Below are 16717 nucleotides of genomic sequence, written 5' to 3' on the forward strand. Positions count from 1 at the left end.
GGGCGTGTCAGAGACAGCATCGAAGAAGACCGCAGAAAACCGTCCCCGCCTGCTCCTCATGGACGGGCACTCCCTGGCGTACCGAGCGTTCTTCGCGCTGCCCGCGGAGAATTTCACGACCGCGAGCGGCCAGCCGACGAACGCCATCTACGGCTTCGCGTCGATGCTGGCGAACACGCTGCGCGACGAGGCGCCCACGCATTTCGCGGTGGCCTTCGACGTGTCGCGCAAGACGTGGCGCTCGGCCGACTTCCCGGAGTACAAGGCGAACCGCTCGAAGACCCCCGACGAGTTCAAGGGGCAGGTCGAGCTGATCGGCGAGCTGCTGGACACCATGAACGCGGAACGGTTCGCGGTGGACGGCTTCGAGGCCGACGACATCATCGCCACCCTTGCCACCCAGGCGGAGGCGGCCGGTTTCGACGTGCTGATCGTCACCGGCGACCGGGACTCCTTCCAGCTGGTCTCCGACCATGTGACCGTGCTGTACCCGACCAAGGGCGTCTCCGAGCTGACCCGGTTCACCCCGGAGAAGGTCCAGGAGAAGTACGGGCTGACCCCCTCGCAGTACCCCGACTTCGCCGCCCTGCGCGGCGACCCTTCGGACAACCTGCCGGGCATCCCCGGTGTCGGTGAGAAGACCGCCACGAAGTGGATCAACCAGTTCGGTACGTTCGCCGATCTGGTCGAGCGCGCCGAGGAGGTCAAGGGCAAGGTCGGGCAGGCCCTGCGCGACCACCTGGAGTCGGTCAAGCTCAACCGCCACCTGACCGAGCTGGTCCGTGACGTGGAGCTGCCGAAGGCCGTGGCGGACCTGGAGCGCGCGCCGTACGACAGGGCCGCTCTGAAGGGGTTCCTGGAGGTCCTGGAGATCCGCAACCCGAGCCTGCGGGAGCGGCTGCTCGCCGTCGATCCGGGCGCCGAGGAGGAAGAGGCCCCGGCCCCGGACGCCGGTGTCCAGCTGGACGGCACGGTACTGCGCGCCGGCGGACTGGCGGCGTGGCTGGAGCAGCACGGCGGGCAGCCGCTCGGTGTTTCCACCGTCGCGACCTGGGCGCTGGGCGTCGGCAATGTCGGCGAGGTCGCGCTGGCGGCCGCCGACGGCAAGGCGGCCTGGTTCGACACGACCGAGCTGGACGAGTCCGACGAGCGCGCTTTCGCCGCTTGGCTCGCCGACCCGGCCAGGCCGAAGGTCATGCACAACGCAAAGGACGCGCTGCGGGTCTTCCCCGAGCACGGCTGGCACATCGAGGGCATCACGATGGACACCGCCCTCGCCGCCTACCTGGTCAAGCCCGGCCGCAGGTCCTTCGCGCTGGACGCCCTGTCCGTCGAGTACCTGCACCGTGAGCTCGCCCCGGCCGCCGCCGACGGTCAGCTGGCCTTCGGCTCCGACGAGGACGACCAGGCCGAGGCCGACGCGCTGATGGCGCAGGCCCGCGCGGTCCTGGACCTGGGCGACGCGTTCGGCGTGAAGCTCGAGGAGGTGGGCGCCACCGAGCTGCTGCACGACGTGGAACTGCCCACGTCCGTGCTGCTGGCCCGGCTGGAGCGCTACGGCATCTCGGCCGACCGCGCCCATCTGGAGGCGATGGAGCAGCAGTTCGCCGGCGCGGTGCAGCAGGCGGTGAAGGAGGCGCACGCCTCGGTGGGCCACGAGTTCAACCTCGGCTCGCCCAAGCAGCTTCAGGAGGTCTTCTTCGGCGAGCTGAACCTGCCCAAGACGAAGAAGACCAAGACCGGTTACACCACGGACGCGGACGCGCTGGCCTGGCTGGCCGCCCAGACCGAGCACGAACTGCCGGTGATCATGCTGCGTCACCGTGAGCAGGCCCGGCTGCGGTCCACGGTCGAGGGGCTGATCAAGACGATCGCCGGCGACGGCCGGATCCACACCACCTTCAGCCAGACGGTCGCGGCGACCGGCCGCCTCTCCTCCACCGACCCGAACCTGCAGAACGTGCCGGTGCGTACGGACGAGGGCCGCGCCATCCGCCGCGGCTTCGTAGTCGGCGAGGGCTTCGAGTCGCTCATGACCGCGGACTACAGCCAGATCGAGCTGCGTGTGATGGCGCACCTGTCCGAGGACGAGGGCCTGATCGAGGCGTTCACCTCCGGCGAGGACCTGCACACCACCGTCGCCTCCCAGGTGTTCGGCGTGGAACGGTCGGCGGTCGACGCGGAGATGCGGCGCAAGATCAAGGCCATGTCGTACGGCCTGGCCTACGGCCTGTCCGCCTTCGGCCTGTCGCAGCAGCTGAACATCGACCCGGGCGAGGCCCGGGTCCTGATGGACACGTACTTCGAGCGGTTCGGCGGGGTGCGCGACTACCTGCGGCGTGCCGTCGACGAGGCGCGGGCCACCGGGTACACGGCGACGATGCTCGGCCGCCGCCGCTACCTGCCGGACCTGAACAGCGACAACCGCCAGCGCCGTGAGGCGGCCGAGCGGATGGCGCTGAACGCTCCGATCCAGGGCACGGCCGCCGACATCGTGAAGGTCGCCATGCTGAATGTCGACCGGGCACTGACCGAGGCGGGCCTGAAGACCCGGATGCTGCTCCAGGTCCACGACGAAATCGTCCTGGAACTGGCCCCGGGCGAGCGCGAGCGGGTCGAGGAGATCGTCCGCCGCGAGATGGCCGGCGCTGTGTCGTTGCGCGCCCCGCTCGACGTGTCCGTGGGAGTGGGCTCCGACTGGGAGTCCGCCGCGCACTGACACCCGGGCCCGCTTCCCGCGGGAGCGCCCTCAGTCGCCGGGCCGGATGATCCCTCCGGCCCGGACAGGCACCTCGTGCCCGCCCGGCGACTGAGGGCCGCTGTCCGTGGCCGCGGCGCCCTGGTGCGGCGCGCCGCGCAGCCACAGCCGCACGCCCACGGCGTACAGGACAAGCCCCACGGCGAGCCCCGCGCCGGCGCCGAAGCACGCCGTCGGGACGAAGTCGAGCGGCTTCAGCGGCACGCTCTGGGCGGCGTACCAGCGCACGCACCGGTGTACGACGCCGGCCAGCACGCACAGCGCGAGCAGCCCCCCGGCCGTCCACTTCCCCCGCGTATCCAGCAGCGGTACGGAGGCGGGGGCGGGGCCGTCCGGCCGGCGCCGCAGGGCGGAGACCGTGAACCACACGATCACCGCGAGAGCCACCGCCGAGCCGCCGTACTGCGCGTACAGGTACATCGGGAAGCCCGCGACGATCTCGCCGAGCACCGGGAGGACCCTCATGCCCCACCGGTCGAGATGCGTGAAGCTGTCCCAGATGACGTGCGTACAGCTGCCGATGGCGGCCGAGAGAGAGAAGCGCCAGGCCAGCGAAGGGAGTTGGATCCCGTTCCAGTGCTGGCCGCGTACGAAGCCGTGGAAGCGGGCCTGCCTGCGCCGTGGCACCAGCGCCAGCAGGGGTTCGCGCATCAGCAGCCACAGGCCGACGAGCGCCGCCGTGATGAGTACGTCGACCGTGACGAGGCCTGGGAGGGAGTGGGTGACGTCCCCGAAGCTCATCGCGGCCGGCGCGGCGGTGGCCGCGAAGTAGGTCATGTCGGGCGCGAACGACCCTGCGACGAGGGCGGATGCGAGCAGCGGTCCGCGCGCGGTACCGTCGCGTCGTATGCCTGGCAGTACCGCCGCCGCATGGCTCAGTGTGAACGGCAAAAATCCCCCTCGGACCGCTTCTGGTCAATGACGATCAGTATGCCGTCGATGGTTCCGAGTTGAATTTCGGTGAACAAGCGGCAATAAGCCGACAGCGGCCGGTGTTCCGGCGCCCGGAGTTGTCGTAGTGTCACCTGAGTCCTCGCGCTGGGGAGCGCGGACGGCCGTTGACGGGAGGGGCCAGACGTATGGCAGCGCAATTCGGTCGCAGGCTGCGCAAAGGGGCCACAGCCACCACGGTGGCAGCGCTCGTAGTGGCAGCGCTCTCCGCCTCCGAGGCGCCGGGCAGTACGTCGTTGCCCGCCGACGAGAGAGCCGCAGAGGCGACCGAGCCGCCCGGCACCCCGGTCACGGGCAACTCGCCGTACTTCACGGACCTTCCGCCCCTGAACACACCGAACAAACCGGGCACTTCGATAGACCTCCCCGTCGTGGCCGGCCCGGCCGAGGCCGGCATACCGGCGACTGTCCTGGCCGCGTACAAGCGGGCGGAAGAGGCGGTCGGAGGCTCCCAGCCCGGCTGCCGCCTCCCGTGGCAGCTGCTCGCCGCCATCGGCAAGGTCGAGTCGGGCCAGGCGCGCGGCGGCCGGGTCGACGCCAACGGCACGACTCTGACACCGATCCTCGGCCCGCAGCTCAACGGCGTCGGCTTCGCCAACATCTCCGACACCGACAACGGCGCGTACGACGGGGATTCGACGCACGACCGCGCGGTCGGCCCGATGCAGTTCATCCCGTCCACCTGGGCGACCTGGGGGCAGGACGGCAACGACGACGGCCGGAAGGACCCGAACAACGTCTTCGACGCCGCGCTCGCCGCGGGCCGTTACCTCTGCGCCCACAACCGCGACCTTTCGGTCCAGGGCGATCTCGACCAGGCGATCCTCGGCTACAACCGCTCGCGGGAGTACCTGCGTACGGTCATGTCGTGGCTCGACTTCTACCGGCGCGGCAACCACGAGGTGCCGGACGGCTCCGGGGTCCTGCCCGGCAGCGGCGAACCCGACAGCCACGGCAGAGGGAGCGGAAGCGGCAACGGCCTCCCCGACGTTCCGGGTGCGACAACTCCGCCGTCCGCTCCGGACACCCCGCGACCCGGCAAGCCCAACCGCCCCGGAAGTCCGGACGACGGCGACGGCACCAAGCCCCCGGCCACCCCGCCTCCCACCACACCTCCGGCCACGACGCCGCCGCCCACACGGCCCCCGGCCCAGTCGCCCGTCGCCACGCTCGAGCGACTCGGCAGCGCGACCGTAACCGCCACCGAGGGGAAGAAATTCACCGACCGGCTGCGTGTCCGGGCCAAGACCGCCGCGGGCAGGACGGTCGCGAGTGCCAAGGTCCAGTTCCAGATCGTCGGTGACACGGCGGCGCGCTTCCCGGGCGCCGAAACGCGCATCGTCGTCACCACCGGTGTCGACGGCATCGCCACCGCTCCCACGCTCAGCGCGGGCGGCCGGCCCGGCCGGTTCATGGTCCACGTCCAGGCGCTCGGCACCCGTGCCCCGGCCATCGACTTCGGCGCCGCCGTCAAGGCCGAGCCGGCGCCCGCGCCGCAGTCCGACGCGCTGGCCCGCACGTCCGACAAGGAGCTCACGGCCTCCGTCGGCGGTTCCTTCGCCGACACGGTCGAGGTGAGGGCGACGTACAAGGGCAAGGCCGCGGCAGGTGTCGGAGTGACCGCGACGATGGTCACGGCTGACGCGGACAAGCCCGTCGAGAACGACAAGGGGCCGTACTTCAAGGACGCCGACGGCAAGACGGTCCGTACCCTGACCGCTCTCAAGACCGACGCCGACGGGGTGCTGAAGCTTCCCGAGATCTACACCGACGGCAATACGGGAACCTACAAGCTGCGTCTGACGACCGCCGACGGTGTGGTCCTCACCATCGAACTGACCGTCACCGCGGCCACCACCACCCCGCCGGCCGACTCGTCGACGTCCCCTTCGCCCACACCCACCGCGTAACCCCGCTCCTCTCACCGGCCTGCCGCCGCTGCCCCACCCGGACCGTTCCGGGCGGGGCAGCGGCGCATCGGTGCGACGTGTTCTCATCTCGCGGCCGCATTGCTACGGTGCCCTCGCCCTGACGCCGTATCAGATTCCGGGAGGCCGGGCATGCGTGCTCTCGTCGCCGCCGCCATCGGGCTGGCCGCCGCCCTCGCGCTCGTCCTCACCGTCACGGCCGTCGGCGCCCCGCCGGGGGAGACCTCGCCCAAGCCCCTGCTGACAACCGTTCCCGGGCCGAAGAAGTAGAGGGGCCCCGCCGTGCGCCGTAAAGCCAGCCTGGTCCTGCTCGCGTTCGCGGTCTTCTTCGCCGCCCTGTCCCCGCTGCTGCGCTGGTACGCCTTCCCGCGCCTCGCCAAGATCCCGGCCGGCCAGTACCAGGAGATGGTGCTCGAGGCGAAACCCGCGACGCTTCTCGAGTACGGCTCGATGAAGGCGAAGAAAGTCGAGAAGGTCACCATCGTCCAGACCCTCAAGGGCAACGTCGAGGAGTCCGAGAAGATCGAGCGCAGCGCCGGCCGCGACGTGGTCGTCTGGGACTCCCTTTCGTACGTCCAGGGCCCCGACGGCAAGATGGTCTCGGCCATTCCCGAGCGCTACATCTTCGACGCGCACAGCCAGGCCCCGGTGCACGCCACCGGCGAGATGGTCGACGGCGACCGGGTCAGGCGCGAGGGCATCGAATTCAAATGGCCCTTCCTCACGGAGAAGCGCGATTACGAGTACTTCGACGCGCAGACCCGCACCTCCGCCCCGATCCACTACAGGGGCGAACGGTCGTTCCGCGGAATGGACGTCTACTACTTCGAGCAGACCATCCCCTGGACCAAGGTCAAGTACCCGAAGAAGATGCCCATGCCGGGGATCGACGCGACGAAGCTGGAGAAGCAGACCGGCACGACCCGCTGGTACACCACCAAGCGGATGTTCTGGGTCGACCCCGTTACGGGCGCTCCCGTGAACGGCGAGGAGATCCACCGGGAAGAGCTGCGCGGCGGCAGCCTCCTGGGCGGCCGCGACAAGGTCACCGCTTTCGCCGGTCACGTGAAGATGCGCGAGGACTACATCGAATCGACTGTCGAGCTGGTCAGGACGAACCGTGTCGCGGTCCTCATGCTCACGTCATACCTCCCCTGGGGCTTCCTGTGCCTGGGCGGGGCCCTTTTCGGGCTCGCCCTCTACCTGGAGGCGCGGAGCCGCCGGCCGAGGGAGCGGGCCGGCGGTGAAGCGCCCCGTCCGGAGGCAGCCGTCAGCGCCTGACGCGCTCGGGAACCGCCACGAACTCTGCCCGTTCCCGAGCAGCGCGTGGGTACTCAGCCGCGCCCGAGGCGCGCCTTCGTGTATTTCGTCGGCACGGCCGCCGCCGGGTCCTCCGGCCACGGATGCTTCGGGTAACGCCCCCGCAGTTCCGCCCGCACCGCGCGGTACCCGTCCCGCCAGAAGGACGCCAGATCGGCGGTGACGGCCGCCGGGCGCCCCGCCGGGGACAACAGGTGCACCAGCACCGGCACCCCGGCCACACGGGGCGTCTCGGCCAGCCCGAACATCTCCTGGACCTTCACCGCCAGTACGGGCTGCTCCCCGCCGTACTCCACCCGGACCCGCGACCCGCTCGGCACCTCGATCCGTTCCGGTGCCAGCTCGTCCAGCCGGGCCCCGTCGCCGGACGCCCACGGCAGCAGCCGGTTCAGCGCCTGGGCCGCCTCGATCCGGCCCAGGTCGGCCCTCCGGCGCGCCCGTGACAGTTCCGGCTCCAGCCAATCGTCGGTACGGTCCGCCAGCGCTGCGTCGGACACGTCCGGCCAGGGCGTCCCCAGCACCTTGTGCAGGAAGGCGAGCCGCTCCCGCAGCGCCTGCGCGTCGCGTGTCCAGCGCAGCAGCCCGAGCCCCTCGCGCCGCAGACCGTCGAGCAGCGCTTCCCGTACGCGCTCCCCATCCGGCTTCTTGAGCGCCCGTACGGTCAGTTCGACCGCACCGAGGCGCCGCACGTGCCGCGCCACGACGTCACCGTCCTCCCAGCGCACCTCTTCGCCGGAGACGAGCAGGTGCTCGGCGGCCAGCTTCGCCGTGTCCTCGTCGATGACGGCGGCGAGGCGTACGCGCGCGGAGGCGGCCTGGACGGGGCGGTCGGCGACGGCGACGGCCAGCCACGGCGCGCTGCGCAGCCGCGACCCCTCGCCCAGTTCGGCCCCGGTACCGGACGCCATCAGGAAGGTCCCGTCCCCCCGCCCCCTGGCGACCCGCTCGGGGAACGCGAAGGCGGCCACGATGCCGGCGGCGGCATCGTCACCCACACCCTCGGGGGCCCGGGCGCCGGAGTCGCCCGCCGCCGAAGCCAGTCGCCTCGCCTCCTGCCGCCAGCGCGCCCCGTAGGCGTCGTTTCCGCGGCGGGCCGCCCGCCAGGCCGCGGCCAGGTCGTCGCCGTACTCCCTCGGGGGCTCCTCGCTCAGCAGGGCGACCACCTCCGCCGCGCGGCGTGAGCCGACCTCCCGCGCGCCGTCGACGAGCGCCCGCGCGAGCCGGGGGTGCAGCCCGAGACGTGCCAGCCGTACGCCTCTGTCCGTCGCCCGGCCGGAGTCGTCCACTGCGCCGATCGCGGCCAGCACCGTACGGGCCGCCGCCATCGCGCCGCCCGGCGGCGGATCCAGCAGGGCCAGACCGCTCGCGTCGGGATCTCCCCAGCACGCCGCCTGGAGGGCGAACGCCGTCAGGTCCGCAACCTTGATCTCGGGGGAGGGAAAACGCGCCAGCCGTACGTCGTCGGCCTGGTCCCAGCACCGATAGACCGCTCCCGGCGCCTCCCGCCCGGCCCGCCCGGCGCGCTGCCGGGAGGCCGCCTGCGACGCCCGTACGGTCGTGAGCGCGCTCAGGCCCCGCGCGTGGTCCGTGCGGGGCTCACGCGCGAGTCCGGCGTCCACCACGACCCGTACACCGGGCACCGTCAGGCTCGACTCGGCCACCGAGGTCGCCAGCACCACCCTGCGCGTCCCGGCGGAGCCGGCCAGTACGGCGTCCTGGACCGCCGCCGGCGCCCGCCCGTGCACCTGGAGCACCTCGGCCCCCACCCCGGACAGCCGGCCCGCCACGCGCGCGATCTCGCCCACGCCGGGCAGGAAGCACAGCACATCGCCCTCCCGCTCGGCGAGCGCCCTGCGCACCACGGCCGCCACATGCGTCAGCAGCGCCGGATCGACCCGCATCCCGTGCGGCGGCCGCACCGGACGGGCCGGCGGCGCCCACACCGTCTCCACGGGGTGCGAGACGCCCCGAGCCTCCACCACCGGCGCGTCGCCCAGCAGCCGCGCCCAGCCCTCGGCGTCCGTCGTCGCGGAGGCGGCGAGCAGCCGCAGCTCCGGTCGCAGGGTGGCCCGTACGTCGAGGAGGAACGCGGCGACGGTGTCCGCGTCCAGGTGCCGCTCATGGCACTCGTCGAGGACGACGACATCGACCCCGGCGAGTTCCTGGTCCCGCTGGAGACGCTGGAGGAGTACGCCGGTCGTCACCACCTCCACGACCGTCTCGCGCCCCACCACGCGCTCCCCGCGCACGGTGAAGCCCACGCGCACGCCGACGCTCTCGCCCAGCAGCCACGCCATCCGCCGGGCGGCGGCCCGTGCCGCGATCCGGCGCGGCTCCGCGACGACGACCTTCCGCGTGGGCCGCCCCTGATCGAGCAGCCCGGCCAGCACGAGCGGCACCAGCGTCGTCTTGCCCGTCCCCGGCGGTGCGCACAGCACCGCGGTCCCGTGCGCGTCCAGGGCGCGCTCCAGGGCGGGCACGGCGGTGCGTACGGGAAGCTGCCCGAGGGCGTCGGTGCGGATCACGCCCCTAGTCTCGTACGCACACGAAAATCGCCGTTCCCGGGATCAGGTTTCCGCGCAACGGGGACCAGCCGCCCCACTCCTGCGTGTTCCAGGAGGGCCACTCCGGCTCGACGAGGTCGACCAGCCGGAAGCCGCCCGCCGTCACGTCCCGTACACGGTCGCCGATCGTTCTGTGGTGCTCCACGTAGACCGCGCGCCCCTCCTCGTCCTGCTCGACGTACGGGGTGCGGTCGAAGTAGGAGGCGGCGACGGACAGGCCCTCGGGGCCGGGCTCGTCGGGGAAGGCCCAGCGGACGGGATGCGTGACGGAGAAGACCCAGCGGCCGCCGGGGCGCAGGACACGCCGTACCTCCCGGAAGACCTCCACCGGGTCGGCGACGAAGGGCACCGCCCCGTACGCCGAGCACGCGAGGTCGAAGGACGCGTCCTTGAAGGGCAGCGTTCCCGCGTCCGCCTGCACCAGGGGGACCTCACCGCCGATCCGCAGGGCGTGCTGGAGCTGCCGGTGCGAGAGATCCAGGGCCACAGGGCGCGCGCCCTGCGCGGCGAGCCAGCGCGAGCACTGCGCGGCGCCGGCGCCGATCTCCAGAACGTCCAGTCCCTTCAGGAACGCCGCCGGACCCAGCAGGCCGGCGTCCGCCTCGTCCAGCCCCTCCGGACCCCACACGAAGCGGTCGTCACCGAGGAACGCGCCGTGCTCGCTCTGGTACTCGTCCGCGTTCCGGTCCCACCAGCCCCGGCTCGCCCTGCTGCTCTCCGCCTCGCCGGCCTCGCGGCGGGTCGCCTCGCCCTCGTCCCCGTCGTCCGGGACGTAGCTGTCGAGGGCCTCGAAAGCATCTGTGGCGTCTTTACCCTGGCTCATTGCGCCCGTCTGTCTCGTCTGCGTAGGCTCCGCTCGAGCCTGTAGCTGCAGAGTGCGGTGCGGCCGTTGCGGCCTCGCCAAACCTTAGTTGTGCCGGGTATGGGGCGATCCGCCCCGGGTGGGCGCCTTCGCGCATTGACCCTGCCCGGCTGCCCCCGTATGCTACAAGTTGCGCTGCGAGCCTGCGCACCTCAGACAGAGCAGGCTGCGCTTGCACCGGTTGTATGTCCCCTCGGTTGTCGAGGCGTTTCCGTTCCCCGGAATCGCGCCTCCTAGGCTGCCCGGCTTCAGCAGGTGCCGACACGGGCTCCCGGCGTAGCAGTACCTACGACTTACTGTCCGTACCGGAGCCCTTACCCACATGACGAGCAGCACCGAGACCACCGCTTCCACCACCCCGCAGGTAGCGGTCAACGACATCGGTAACGAGGAAGCCTTCCTCGCCGCGATCGACGAGACGATCAAGTACTTCAACGACGGCGACATCGTCGACGGCGTCATCGTGAAGGTCGACCGGGACGAGGTCCTGCTCGACATCGGTTACAAGACCGAAGGCGTCATCCCCTCCCGCGAGCTTTCCATCAAGCACGACGTCGACCCCAATGAGGTCGTCGCCGTGGGCGATGAGATCGAGGCTCTTGTTCTCCAGAAGGAGGACAAGGAAGGCCGTCTCATCCTGTCCAAGAAGCGCGCACAGTACGAGCGCGCCTGGGGCACGATCGAGAAGATCAAGGAAGAGGACGGGATCGTCACCGGCACCGTCATCGAGGTGGTCAAGGGTGGTCTCATCCTCGACATCGGCCTCCGTGGCTTCCTGCCGGCCTCCCTCGTCGAGATGCGTCGTGTCCGCGACCTCCAGCCCTACGTGGGCAAGGAGCTCGAGGCCAAGATCATCGAGCTGGACAAGAACCGCAACAACGTGGTCCTGTCCCGCCGTGCCTGGCTCGAGCAGACCCAGAGCGAGGTCCGTCAGACCTTCCTCACGACCCTGCAGAAGGGCCAGGTCCGCTCCGGCGTCGTTTCCTCGATCGTCAACTTCGGTGCGTTCGTGGACCTCGGTGGCGTCGACGGTCTCGTGCACGTCTCCGAGCTCTCCTGGAAGCACATCGACCACCCCTCCGAGGTTGTCGAGGTCGGCCAGGAAGTCACCGTCGAGGTCCTCGACGTCGACATGGACCGCGAGCGCGTCTCGCTGTCGCTCAAGGCGACGCAGGAAGACCCGTGGCAGCAGTTCGCCCGTACGCACCAGATCGGGCAGGTTGTTCCCGGTAAGGTCACGAAGCTCGTTCCGTTCGGTGCGTTCGTGCGCGTCGACGAGGGCATCGAGGGTCTGGTCCACATCTCCGAGCTGGCCGAGCGCCACGTGGAGATCCCGGAGCAGGTCGTCCAGGTCAACGACGAGATCTTCGTCAAGGTCATCGACATCGACCTCGAGCGTCGCCGCATCAGCCTCTCGCTGAAGCAGGCCAACGAGTCGTTCGGTTCCGACCCGGCCTCGGTCGAGTTCGACCCGACGCTGTACGGCATGGCCGCGTCGTACGACGACCAGGGCAACTACATCTACCCCGAGGGCTTCGACCCCGAGACCAACGACTGGCTCGAGGGCTTCGAGACCCAGCGCGAGGCGTGGGAGGGCCAGTACGCCGAGGCGCAGCAGCGCTTCGAGCAGCACCAGGCCCAGGTCATCAAGTCCCGCGAGGCCGACGAGGCCGCCGCTGCCGAGGGTGCTGCTGCCCCGGCCGCCGGCGCCCCGGCTGCCTCCGGCGGCAGCGGTGGCGGCTCCTACTCCTCGGAGTCGGCGGACAACTCCGGCGCCCTGGCGTCGGACGAGGCGCTGGCCGCGCTCCGCGAGAAGCTGGCGGGCGGCCAGAGCTGACGCTCTGACCACCAGCTGGTAACTGGCTGAAAGTAAGGCCCGCTCCCCGATGGGGGGCGGGCCTTACTCATGTCCGCTTGCTCATGTCCTCTTCACGGTCGTACACGGTCGTCTGACGTCCGCTTCCGCCCATGTCGCACGCGCACGTGGCCGGCGCGCATCGCTTCCCGGGAACGGCCGGAAAGGCTGCCGGAGAAGGCGCACGGGGCGGGAATGCCCGTGCCTCACGGCACGTTCTTCCGTAGGAACACGAGGAGGAGCGGTAATCGTGCTGGATCCGCAGGATTTGTATGAGTGGGAGCCGAAGGGCCTCGCCGTCGTCGACATGGCGCTCGCGCAGGAGTCGGCCGGACTGGTCATGCTCTACCACTTCGACGGTTACATCGACGCGGGCGAGACCGGCGAGCAGATCGTCGGAAAGCTCCTGGACACCCTGCCCCACCAGGTCGTGGCCCGCTTCGACCACGACAGGCTGGTGGACTACCGGGCCCGCCGCCCGCTCCTGACCTTCCGGCGCGACAAGTGGGCCGAGTACGAGGCGCCCGAGATCGATGTCCGGCTCGTCCAGGACGCGACCGGAGCGCCCTTCCTGCTGCTCTCGGGACCCGAGCCGGACGTGGAGTGGGAGCGGTTCGCCCTCGCCGTACGGCAGATCGTCGAGCGGCTCGGTGTGCGCCTCTCGGTGAATTTCCACGGCATCCCCATGGGTGTCCCGCACACCCGCCCCGTCGGCATCACGCCGCACGGCAACCGCACCGACCTCATGCCTGGCCACCGCAGCCCGTTCGACGAGGCTCAGGTGCCCGGCAGTGCTGAGTCGCTTGTCGAGTTCCGGCTCGAGGAATCGGGGCACGACGTGCTCGGCGTCGCGGCGCACGTACCGCACTACGTCGCGCGTTCCTCGTACCCCGACGCCGCGCTGACCGCCCTGGAGGCGATCACGGCGGCGACCGGACTGGTGCTGCCGGGCGTCGCACACTCGCTGCGTACGGAGGCCAGGCGTACGCAGGACGAGATCGACCGGCAGGTCGGTGAGGGCGACGAGGAGCTCGTCTCGCTCGTACAGGGCCTTGAGCACCAGTACGACGCGGTGGCCGGCGCGGCGACACGGGGCAATCTCGTCGCCGAGCCCGTCGATCTGCCGTCGGCGGACGAGATAGGTCTCGAATTCGAACGCTTTCTCGCCGAGCGGGAGGGTGATGTCTAGGCCCCTCCGGGCCCCTCGTCTAGGCTTCCGCGCATGCTGAAAGTGGGCCTGACCGGCGGAATCGGCGCCGGTAAGAGCGAAGTGTCGCGGCTGCTCGTCACGTACGGAGCCGTCCTGATCGACGCCGACAAGATCGCGAGGGAGGTCGTCGAGCCCGGAACGCCGGGGCTCGCGGCCGTCGTCGAGGCCTTCGGGGAGGACATCCTCGCCCCGGACGGGAGCCTGGACCGCCCGAAGCTCGGCTCGATCGTCTTCGCCGACGCCTCGCGCCTGGCGACGCTGAACGCCATCGTCCACCCGCTGGTGGGCGCGCGGTCGGCGGAGCTGGAGGGCGGGGCGGGCACGGACGCCGTCGTCATCCACGACGTACCGCTTCTTACGGAAAACGGCCTCGCGCCGCTGTACGACCTGGTGGTCGTGGTGGACGCGTCACCGCAGACCCAGCTGGACCGGCTTGTACGGCTCCGCGGCATGACCGAGGACGAGGCGCGGGCCAGAATGGGTGCCCAGGCTTCCCGGGAGCAGCGGCTCGCGATCGCGGACCTGGTGATCGACAACGACGGACCGCTGGAGGCACTGGAGCCGCAGGTGCGCAAGGTCTGGGCGGAACTGACCGAGCGGGCGGCGCCGACGGTTGCCTGACCGCCTGACCGCCTGACCGCCTGACCGCCTGACCGCCTGACCGCCTGACCGCCTGACCGCCTGACCGGATGTCCGGATGTCCGGATGTCCGGATGTCCGGATGTCCGGATGTCCGGCTGTTCGGACCGGCCGTCCGGCTGAGAAGCTGGCCGGCTTCGGACCTGGTGTCCGGCGGGTTGCTGCTCGGCGTCTTCCTGGCGGAATACGGCATGCTGCCGGGGCCGTTGGAAAGAATGAGGCGAGCGGAAGGATGCCAGCGTGCCCGAAAGCAGCCCGGAGACCCACATCATCGATTACCGCGCGGCGGAGCACTTGCTGGCCGCGCGTGATCCGCGCGGAGCCGTGAAGCTCCTGGACTCGGTCATAGCGGCCCACCCGGAGAACACGGCGGCGCGGCTGTTGCGGGCCCGCGCCTTCTTCGCGTCCGCCCAATTGCGCTCGGCGGAACTCGAATTCCAGTTGGTGCTGGAGCGGGAGCCCGACAACGCGTTCGCGCACTTCGCCCTTGCGCGTACGTACGAGCGTGCCTTGCGCGCCGACCGGGCGCAGCGGCACTTCCGGCTGGCGGCGGCGCTCGATCCGAAGCCGGAGTACCTGGCGGCGGCGCGGTTCGACGCGGACGAGTGACCTGGTGGGCGGCCTCCCGGCCCGCGACTGCTGCCTGCGGGGGCCGCTCCTTGACCGGGAACAACCTGAGGGTTGACCGGGAACAACCTGGGGGCCGGAGAGGCTACTGGCGCGGTGGCTCGTACGGCGGGATGTCGCGGCCGGGCTGGTAGTGCGGGCCCTGGTGCATGTGCCGTACGACCATCACCAGGTCGACGATGACCACGACGGCGAGGCAGCCGCAGGCGATGGCCCAGCCGGTGCGGCCGGTGGCGGCGAAGGCGAGCGTTCCGCCGACGGTCCAGAGCAGGCCCCACAGGGCCAGCCCGAGCCGGAGGCGCAGGGGACTGCGTGCGGTCTTCGGTTCACTCCCAGTACGCATGATCATGACCAATCGCCCTCTTCCAGTGGATATTTACCCGGCTGGGGCACTCGTAGCCTGCCCGGCGCGTTCGCGTAGTGCGGAAGCCGTGGTGAGTTGTGGTAGGGGCCGTCGGGGGGGGTGTCGGTGGGGGCCGTGCTGCAGACGCTGCGAGCCGACCAGAAGCTCGGGGCGTGGCTGAAGGAGCTCGAGGAGCTGGAGGAGCCGGAGGAGCTCGACCGGCTTGGCTTCGGTCCTGTCGCGCTCCCGGGGGCGGACGAGCTGCCCGATGTGCTGCTGGACCTTGCCGTACCGCACGAGGACATCAACCCGCTGGTCGCGCTGCGGGACACTCTGGTGGGGGATGCCGAGTGGCACTGGCTGCTCCGGCGGAGTGTCGTGGGCCTGCTGCGGGACATGGGAGTGGAGGGCGGCGGCCTGGAGCTGCCGTTGATGCCGGCGGAGCTGGGTGAGCCGGGGCGCTTGTTCCCGGTGTACGTGTTCGTCGCGGCCCTGCCGTACGTCGAGGCGTACCACCGCGAGCACGCCGTGCCGCACGAGATCTCCCGTCGTACGCTGGCCGATCTGGGCCGCAATATGGCCCTGCACCGGCGCCGGCTTGGAACGGGCGGGCTGCTGGTGCCGTTCTGGATCAGGCTGCACTTCCGGGGCGAGATCTACCAGCTGGGGCGCCTCCAGTTCCAGCGGACCAGGGTCGGCGCGCACCTGGCGGAACGGGCGGCGGCGGCAGGGGTGCCGGTCGAGGTGGGCGACCCCGCCCTGAACCTGCACATACCGGACTGTCGGGGGCCGATGACGCCGAGCGCCTGCGACGCATCGCTGGCGCTCGCCCGGGAATTCTTCGCGCGGCACTGTCCGCAGGAGGACTTCCGTGTCGGCGTGTGCCGCTCGTGGCTCCTCGATCCGCAACTGCGTGCGTATCTGCGGGAGGACTCCAGCATCGTGCGTTTTCAGGACCGTTTCCGTCCCCTGGACCCGGTGACGGCAGCGGACGACACGCTGCCCGTCGGCTTCGTCTTCGGCGATCCGGACCTGCCGGTGGACCAACTGCCGCGCCGTACTGCCGTGGAGAGGGCCATCGGGGACCATCTGCGGGCCGGCGGGCACTGGTACGGGGGAAAAGGCTGGCTCCGGCTGTGAGTTGGTCGTGATCCGGCGATGAGTTCCGGGGCGCGGCGCGGTCTGTATCTGTGAAAGCACGAGGCGTACCGCTTCCCAGGGAGACCACGATGTCCGAGGCCACGACCACCCTCACCACCGTCAACGAGACCTCTCGCGCGGCGCGGATCACCGTACGCGTCCTTCAGATCCTGCTGGCCGTGTTCTTCGCCGTCCCGAGCGCGTCCCCCAAACTCGTCGGGCACTCGTCGGCGTCGGAGGCCTTCGACAAGATCGGCTTCGGCGACTGGTTCATGTACCTCGTCGGGGGCCTGGAGCTGGCGGGCGCGATCGCGTTGCTGATTCCCGTCCTGTCCGGGGTGGCGGCGCTCGCCCTCGGTGCGCTGATGATCGGGGCGTTCGTCACCCAACTCGGTGTGTTCGACGGTGAGAACGCTGCGACGCCGCTGATCCTGCTGGTGCCGCTCATGGCCATCGCGTGGGCCCGCCGGCACCACCTCCGTCCTGTCCTGGGGGTGAAGGCGCGCCGGTAGGGCGCCGG

Annotated in this window: 14 protein-coding genes; 10 read left to right on the forward strand and 4 right to left on the reverse strand. The window is 70.8% G+C overall.

What is annotated here, in order from left to right; translation table 11 throughout:
• Positions 1 to 58 precede the first annotated feature (58 nt).
• Positions 59 to 2719 (forward strand): DNA polymerase I, encoded by a 2661-nt coding sequence (gene polA, locus ACWIHY_RS18990; protein WP_454376989.1) that lies wholly within the window; start codon positions 59 to 61, stop codon positions 2717 to 2719.
• 30 nt (positions 2720 to 2749) lie between these two features.
• Here polA and ACWIHY_RS18995 read toward each other — a convergent pair whose 3' ends face one another.
• Positions 2750 to 3649, reverse strand: a complete 900-nt coding sequence (locus ACWIHY_RS18995; protein ID WP_454376790.1) for a DUF4184 family protein — start codon at positions 3647 to 3649, stop codon at positions 2750 to 2752.
• A gap of 188 nt (positions 3650 to 3837) precedes the next feature.
• On the opposite strand from ACWIHY_RS18995, the gene ACWIHY_RS19000 reads away from it, so the two are divergent.
• The 3 genes from ACWIHY_RS19000 (at position 3838) to ACWIHY_RS19010 (ending at position 6918) form a co-directional block, all read left to right on the forward strand.
• On the forward strand, positions 3838 to 5619 hold the full coding sequence (locus ACWIHY_RS19000) for a lytic transglycosylase domain-containing protein (protein WP_454376791.1): 1782 nt from the start codon (positions 3838 to 3840) through the stop codon (positions 5617 to 5619).
• A 150-nt stretch (positions 5620 to 5769) separates the two neighbouring features.
• Positions 5770 to 5907: an SPW_0924 family protein gene (locus tag ACWIHY_RS19005; RefSeq protein ID WP_454376792.1), complete on the forward strand. Its 138-nt coding sequence runs from the start codon at positions 5770 to 5772 to the stop codon at positions 5905 to 5907.
• Positions 5908 to 5919: 12 nt separating this feature from the next.
• Positions 5920 to 6918 (forward strand): DUF3068 domain-containing protein, encoded by a 999-nt coding sequence (locus ACWIHY_RS19010; RefSeq protein ID WP_454376793.1) that lies wholly within the window; start codon positions 5920 to 5922, stop codon positions 6916 to 6918.
• 53 nt (positions 6919 to 6971) lie between these two features.
• Here ACWIHY_RS19010 and hrpB read toward each other — a convergent pair whose 3' ends face one another.
• Positions 6972 to 9482: an ATP-dependent helicase HrpB gene (gene hrpB / locus ACWIHY_RS19015; protein ID WP_454376794.1), complete on the reverse strand. Its 2511-nt coding sequence runs from the start codon at positions 9480 to 9482 to the stop codon at positions 6972 to 6974.
• Positions 9483 to 9486: 4 nt separating this feature from the next.
• Positions 9487 to 10344 carry a class I SAM-dependent methyltransferase gene (locus ACWIHY_RS19020; RefSeq protein WP_454376795.1) on the reverse strand — a complete coding sequence of 286 codons (858 nt, stop codon included), beginning with the start codon at positions 10342 to 10344 and terminating at the stop codon, positions 9487 to 9489.
• A 361-nt stretch (positions 10345 to 10705) separates the two neighbouring features.
• Between ACWIHY_RS19020 and rpsA the strand changes: the two genes are divergently transcribed.
• The 4 genes from rpsA to ACWIHY_RS19040 all read left to right on the forward strand — a co-directional run bounded on the left by rpsA (position 10706) and on the right by ACWIHY_RS19040 (position 14696).
• Positions 10706 to 12220: a 30S ribosomal protein S1 gene (gene rpsA, locus ACWIHY_RS19025; protein WP_138903527.1), complete on the forward strand. Its 1515-nt coding sequence runs from the start codon at positions 10706 to 10708 to the stop codon at positions 12218 to 12220.
• Positions 12221 to 12545: 325 nt separating this feature from the next.
• Complete coding sequence (locus ACWIHY_RS19030) at positions 12546 to 13427, forward strand: PAC2 family protein (RefSeq protein ID WP_454376990.1); 882 nt, start codon at positions 12546 to 12548, stop codon at positions 13425 to 13427.
• Between the two features lie 33 nt (positions 13428 to 13460).
• Positions 13461 to 14069: a dephospho-CoA kinase gene (gene coaE / locus ACWIHY_RS19035; RefSeq protein WP_454376796.1), complete on the forward strand. Its 609-nt coding sequence runs from the start codon at positions 13461 to 13463 to the stop codon at positions 14067 to 14069.
• A 258-nt stretch (positions 14070 to 14327) separates the two neighbouring features.
• Entirely contained in the window at positions 14328 to 14696 is a 369-nt protein-coding gene (locus tag ACWIHY_RS19040) for a tetratricopeptide repeat protein (RefSeq protein ID WP_454376797.1), read from the forward strand.
• A gap of 103 nt (positions 14697 to 14799) precedes the next feature.
• Here ACWIHY_RS19040 and ACWIHY_RS19045 read toward each other — a convergent pair whose 3' ends face one another.
• The gene (locus ACWIHY_RS19045; RefSeq protein ID WP_454376991.1) at positions 14800 to 15057 is read right to left on the reverse strand and encodes a DUF6343 family protein; all 258 of its coding nucleotides are present in this window, start codon (positions 15055 to 15057) and stop codon (positions 14800 to 14802) included.
• A gap of 135 nt (positions 15058 to 15192) precedes the next feature.
• On the opposite strand from ACWIHY_RS19045, the gene ACWIHY_RS19050 reads away from it, so the two are divergent.
• Entirely contained in the window at positions 15193 to 16197 is a 1005-nt protein-coding gene (locus ACWIHY_RS19050) for an acyltransferase domain-containing protein (RefSeq protein ID WP_454376798.1), read from the forward strand.
• 89 nt (positions 16198 to 16286) lie between these two features.
• Positions 16287 to 16709 (forward strand): DoxX family protein, encoded by a 423-nt coding sequence (locus tag ACWIHY_RS19055; protein ID WP_454376799.1) that lies wholly within the window; start codon positions 16287 to 16289, stop codon positions 16707 to 16709.
• The last annotated feature ends 8 nt before the right edge of the window (positions 16710 to 16717 follow it).

The organism is Streptomyces sp. NPDC055287 (genome assembly GCF_053646035.1).

Coding starts and splice junctions, on each gene's coding strand:
- ACWIHY_RS19055 (WP_454376799.1), top strand. CDS start 16,287: ATGTCCGAGGCCACGACCACCCTCACCACCGTCAACGAGACCTCTCGC.
- ACWIHY_RS19020 (WP_454376795.1), bottom strand. CDS start 10,344: ATGAGCCAGGGTAAAGACGCCACAGATGCTTTCGAGGCCCTCGACAGC.
- ACWIHY_RS19000 (WP_454376791.1), top strand. CDS start 3,838: ATGGCAGCGCAATTCGGTCGCAGGCTGCGCAAAGGGGCCACAGCCACC.
- ACWIHY_RS19045 (WP_454376991.1), bottom strand. CDS start 15,057: ATGCGTACTGGGAGTGAACCGAAGACCGCACGCAGTCCCCTGCGCCTC.
- coaE (WP_454376796.1), top strand. CDS start 13,461: ATGCTGAAAGTGGGCCTGACCGGCGGAATCGGCGCCGGTAAGAGCGAA.
- ACWIHY_RS19030 (WP_454376990.1), top strand. CDS start 12,546: ATGGCGCTCGCGCAGGAGTCGGCCGGACTGGTCATGCTCTACCACTTC.
- ACWIHY_RS19005 (WP_454376792.1), top strand. CDS start 5,770: ATGCGTGCTCTCGTCGCCGCCGCCATCGGGCTGGCCGCCGCCCTCGCG.
- rpsA (WP_138903527.1), top strand. CDS start 10,706: ATGACGAGCAGCACCGAGACCACCGCTTCCACCACCCCGCAGGTAGCG.
- polA (WP_454376989.1), top strand. CDS start 59: ATGGACGGGCACTCCCTGGCGTACCGAGCGTTCTTCGCGCTGCCCGCG.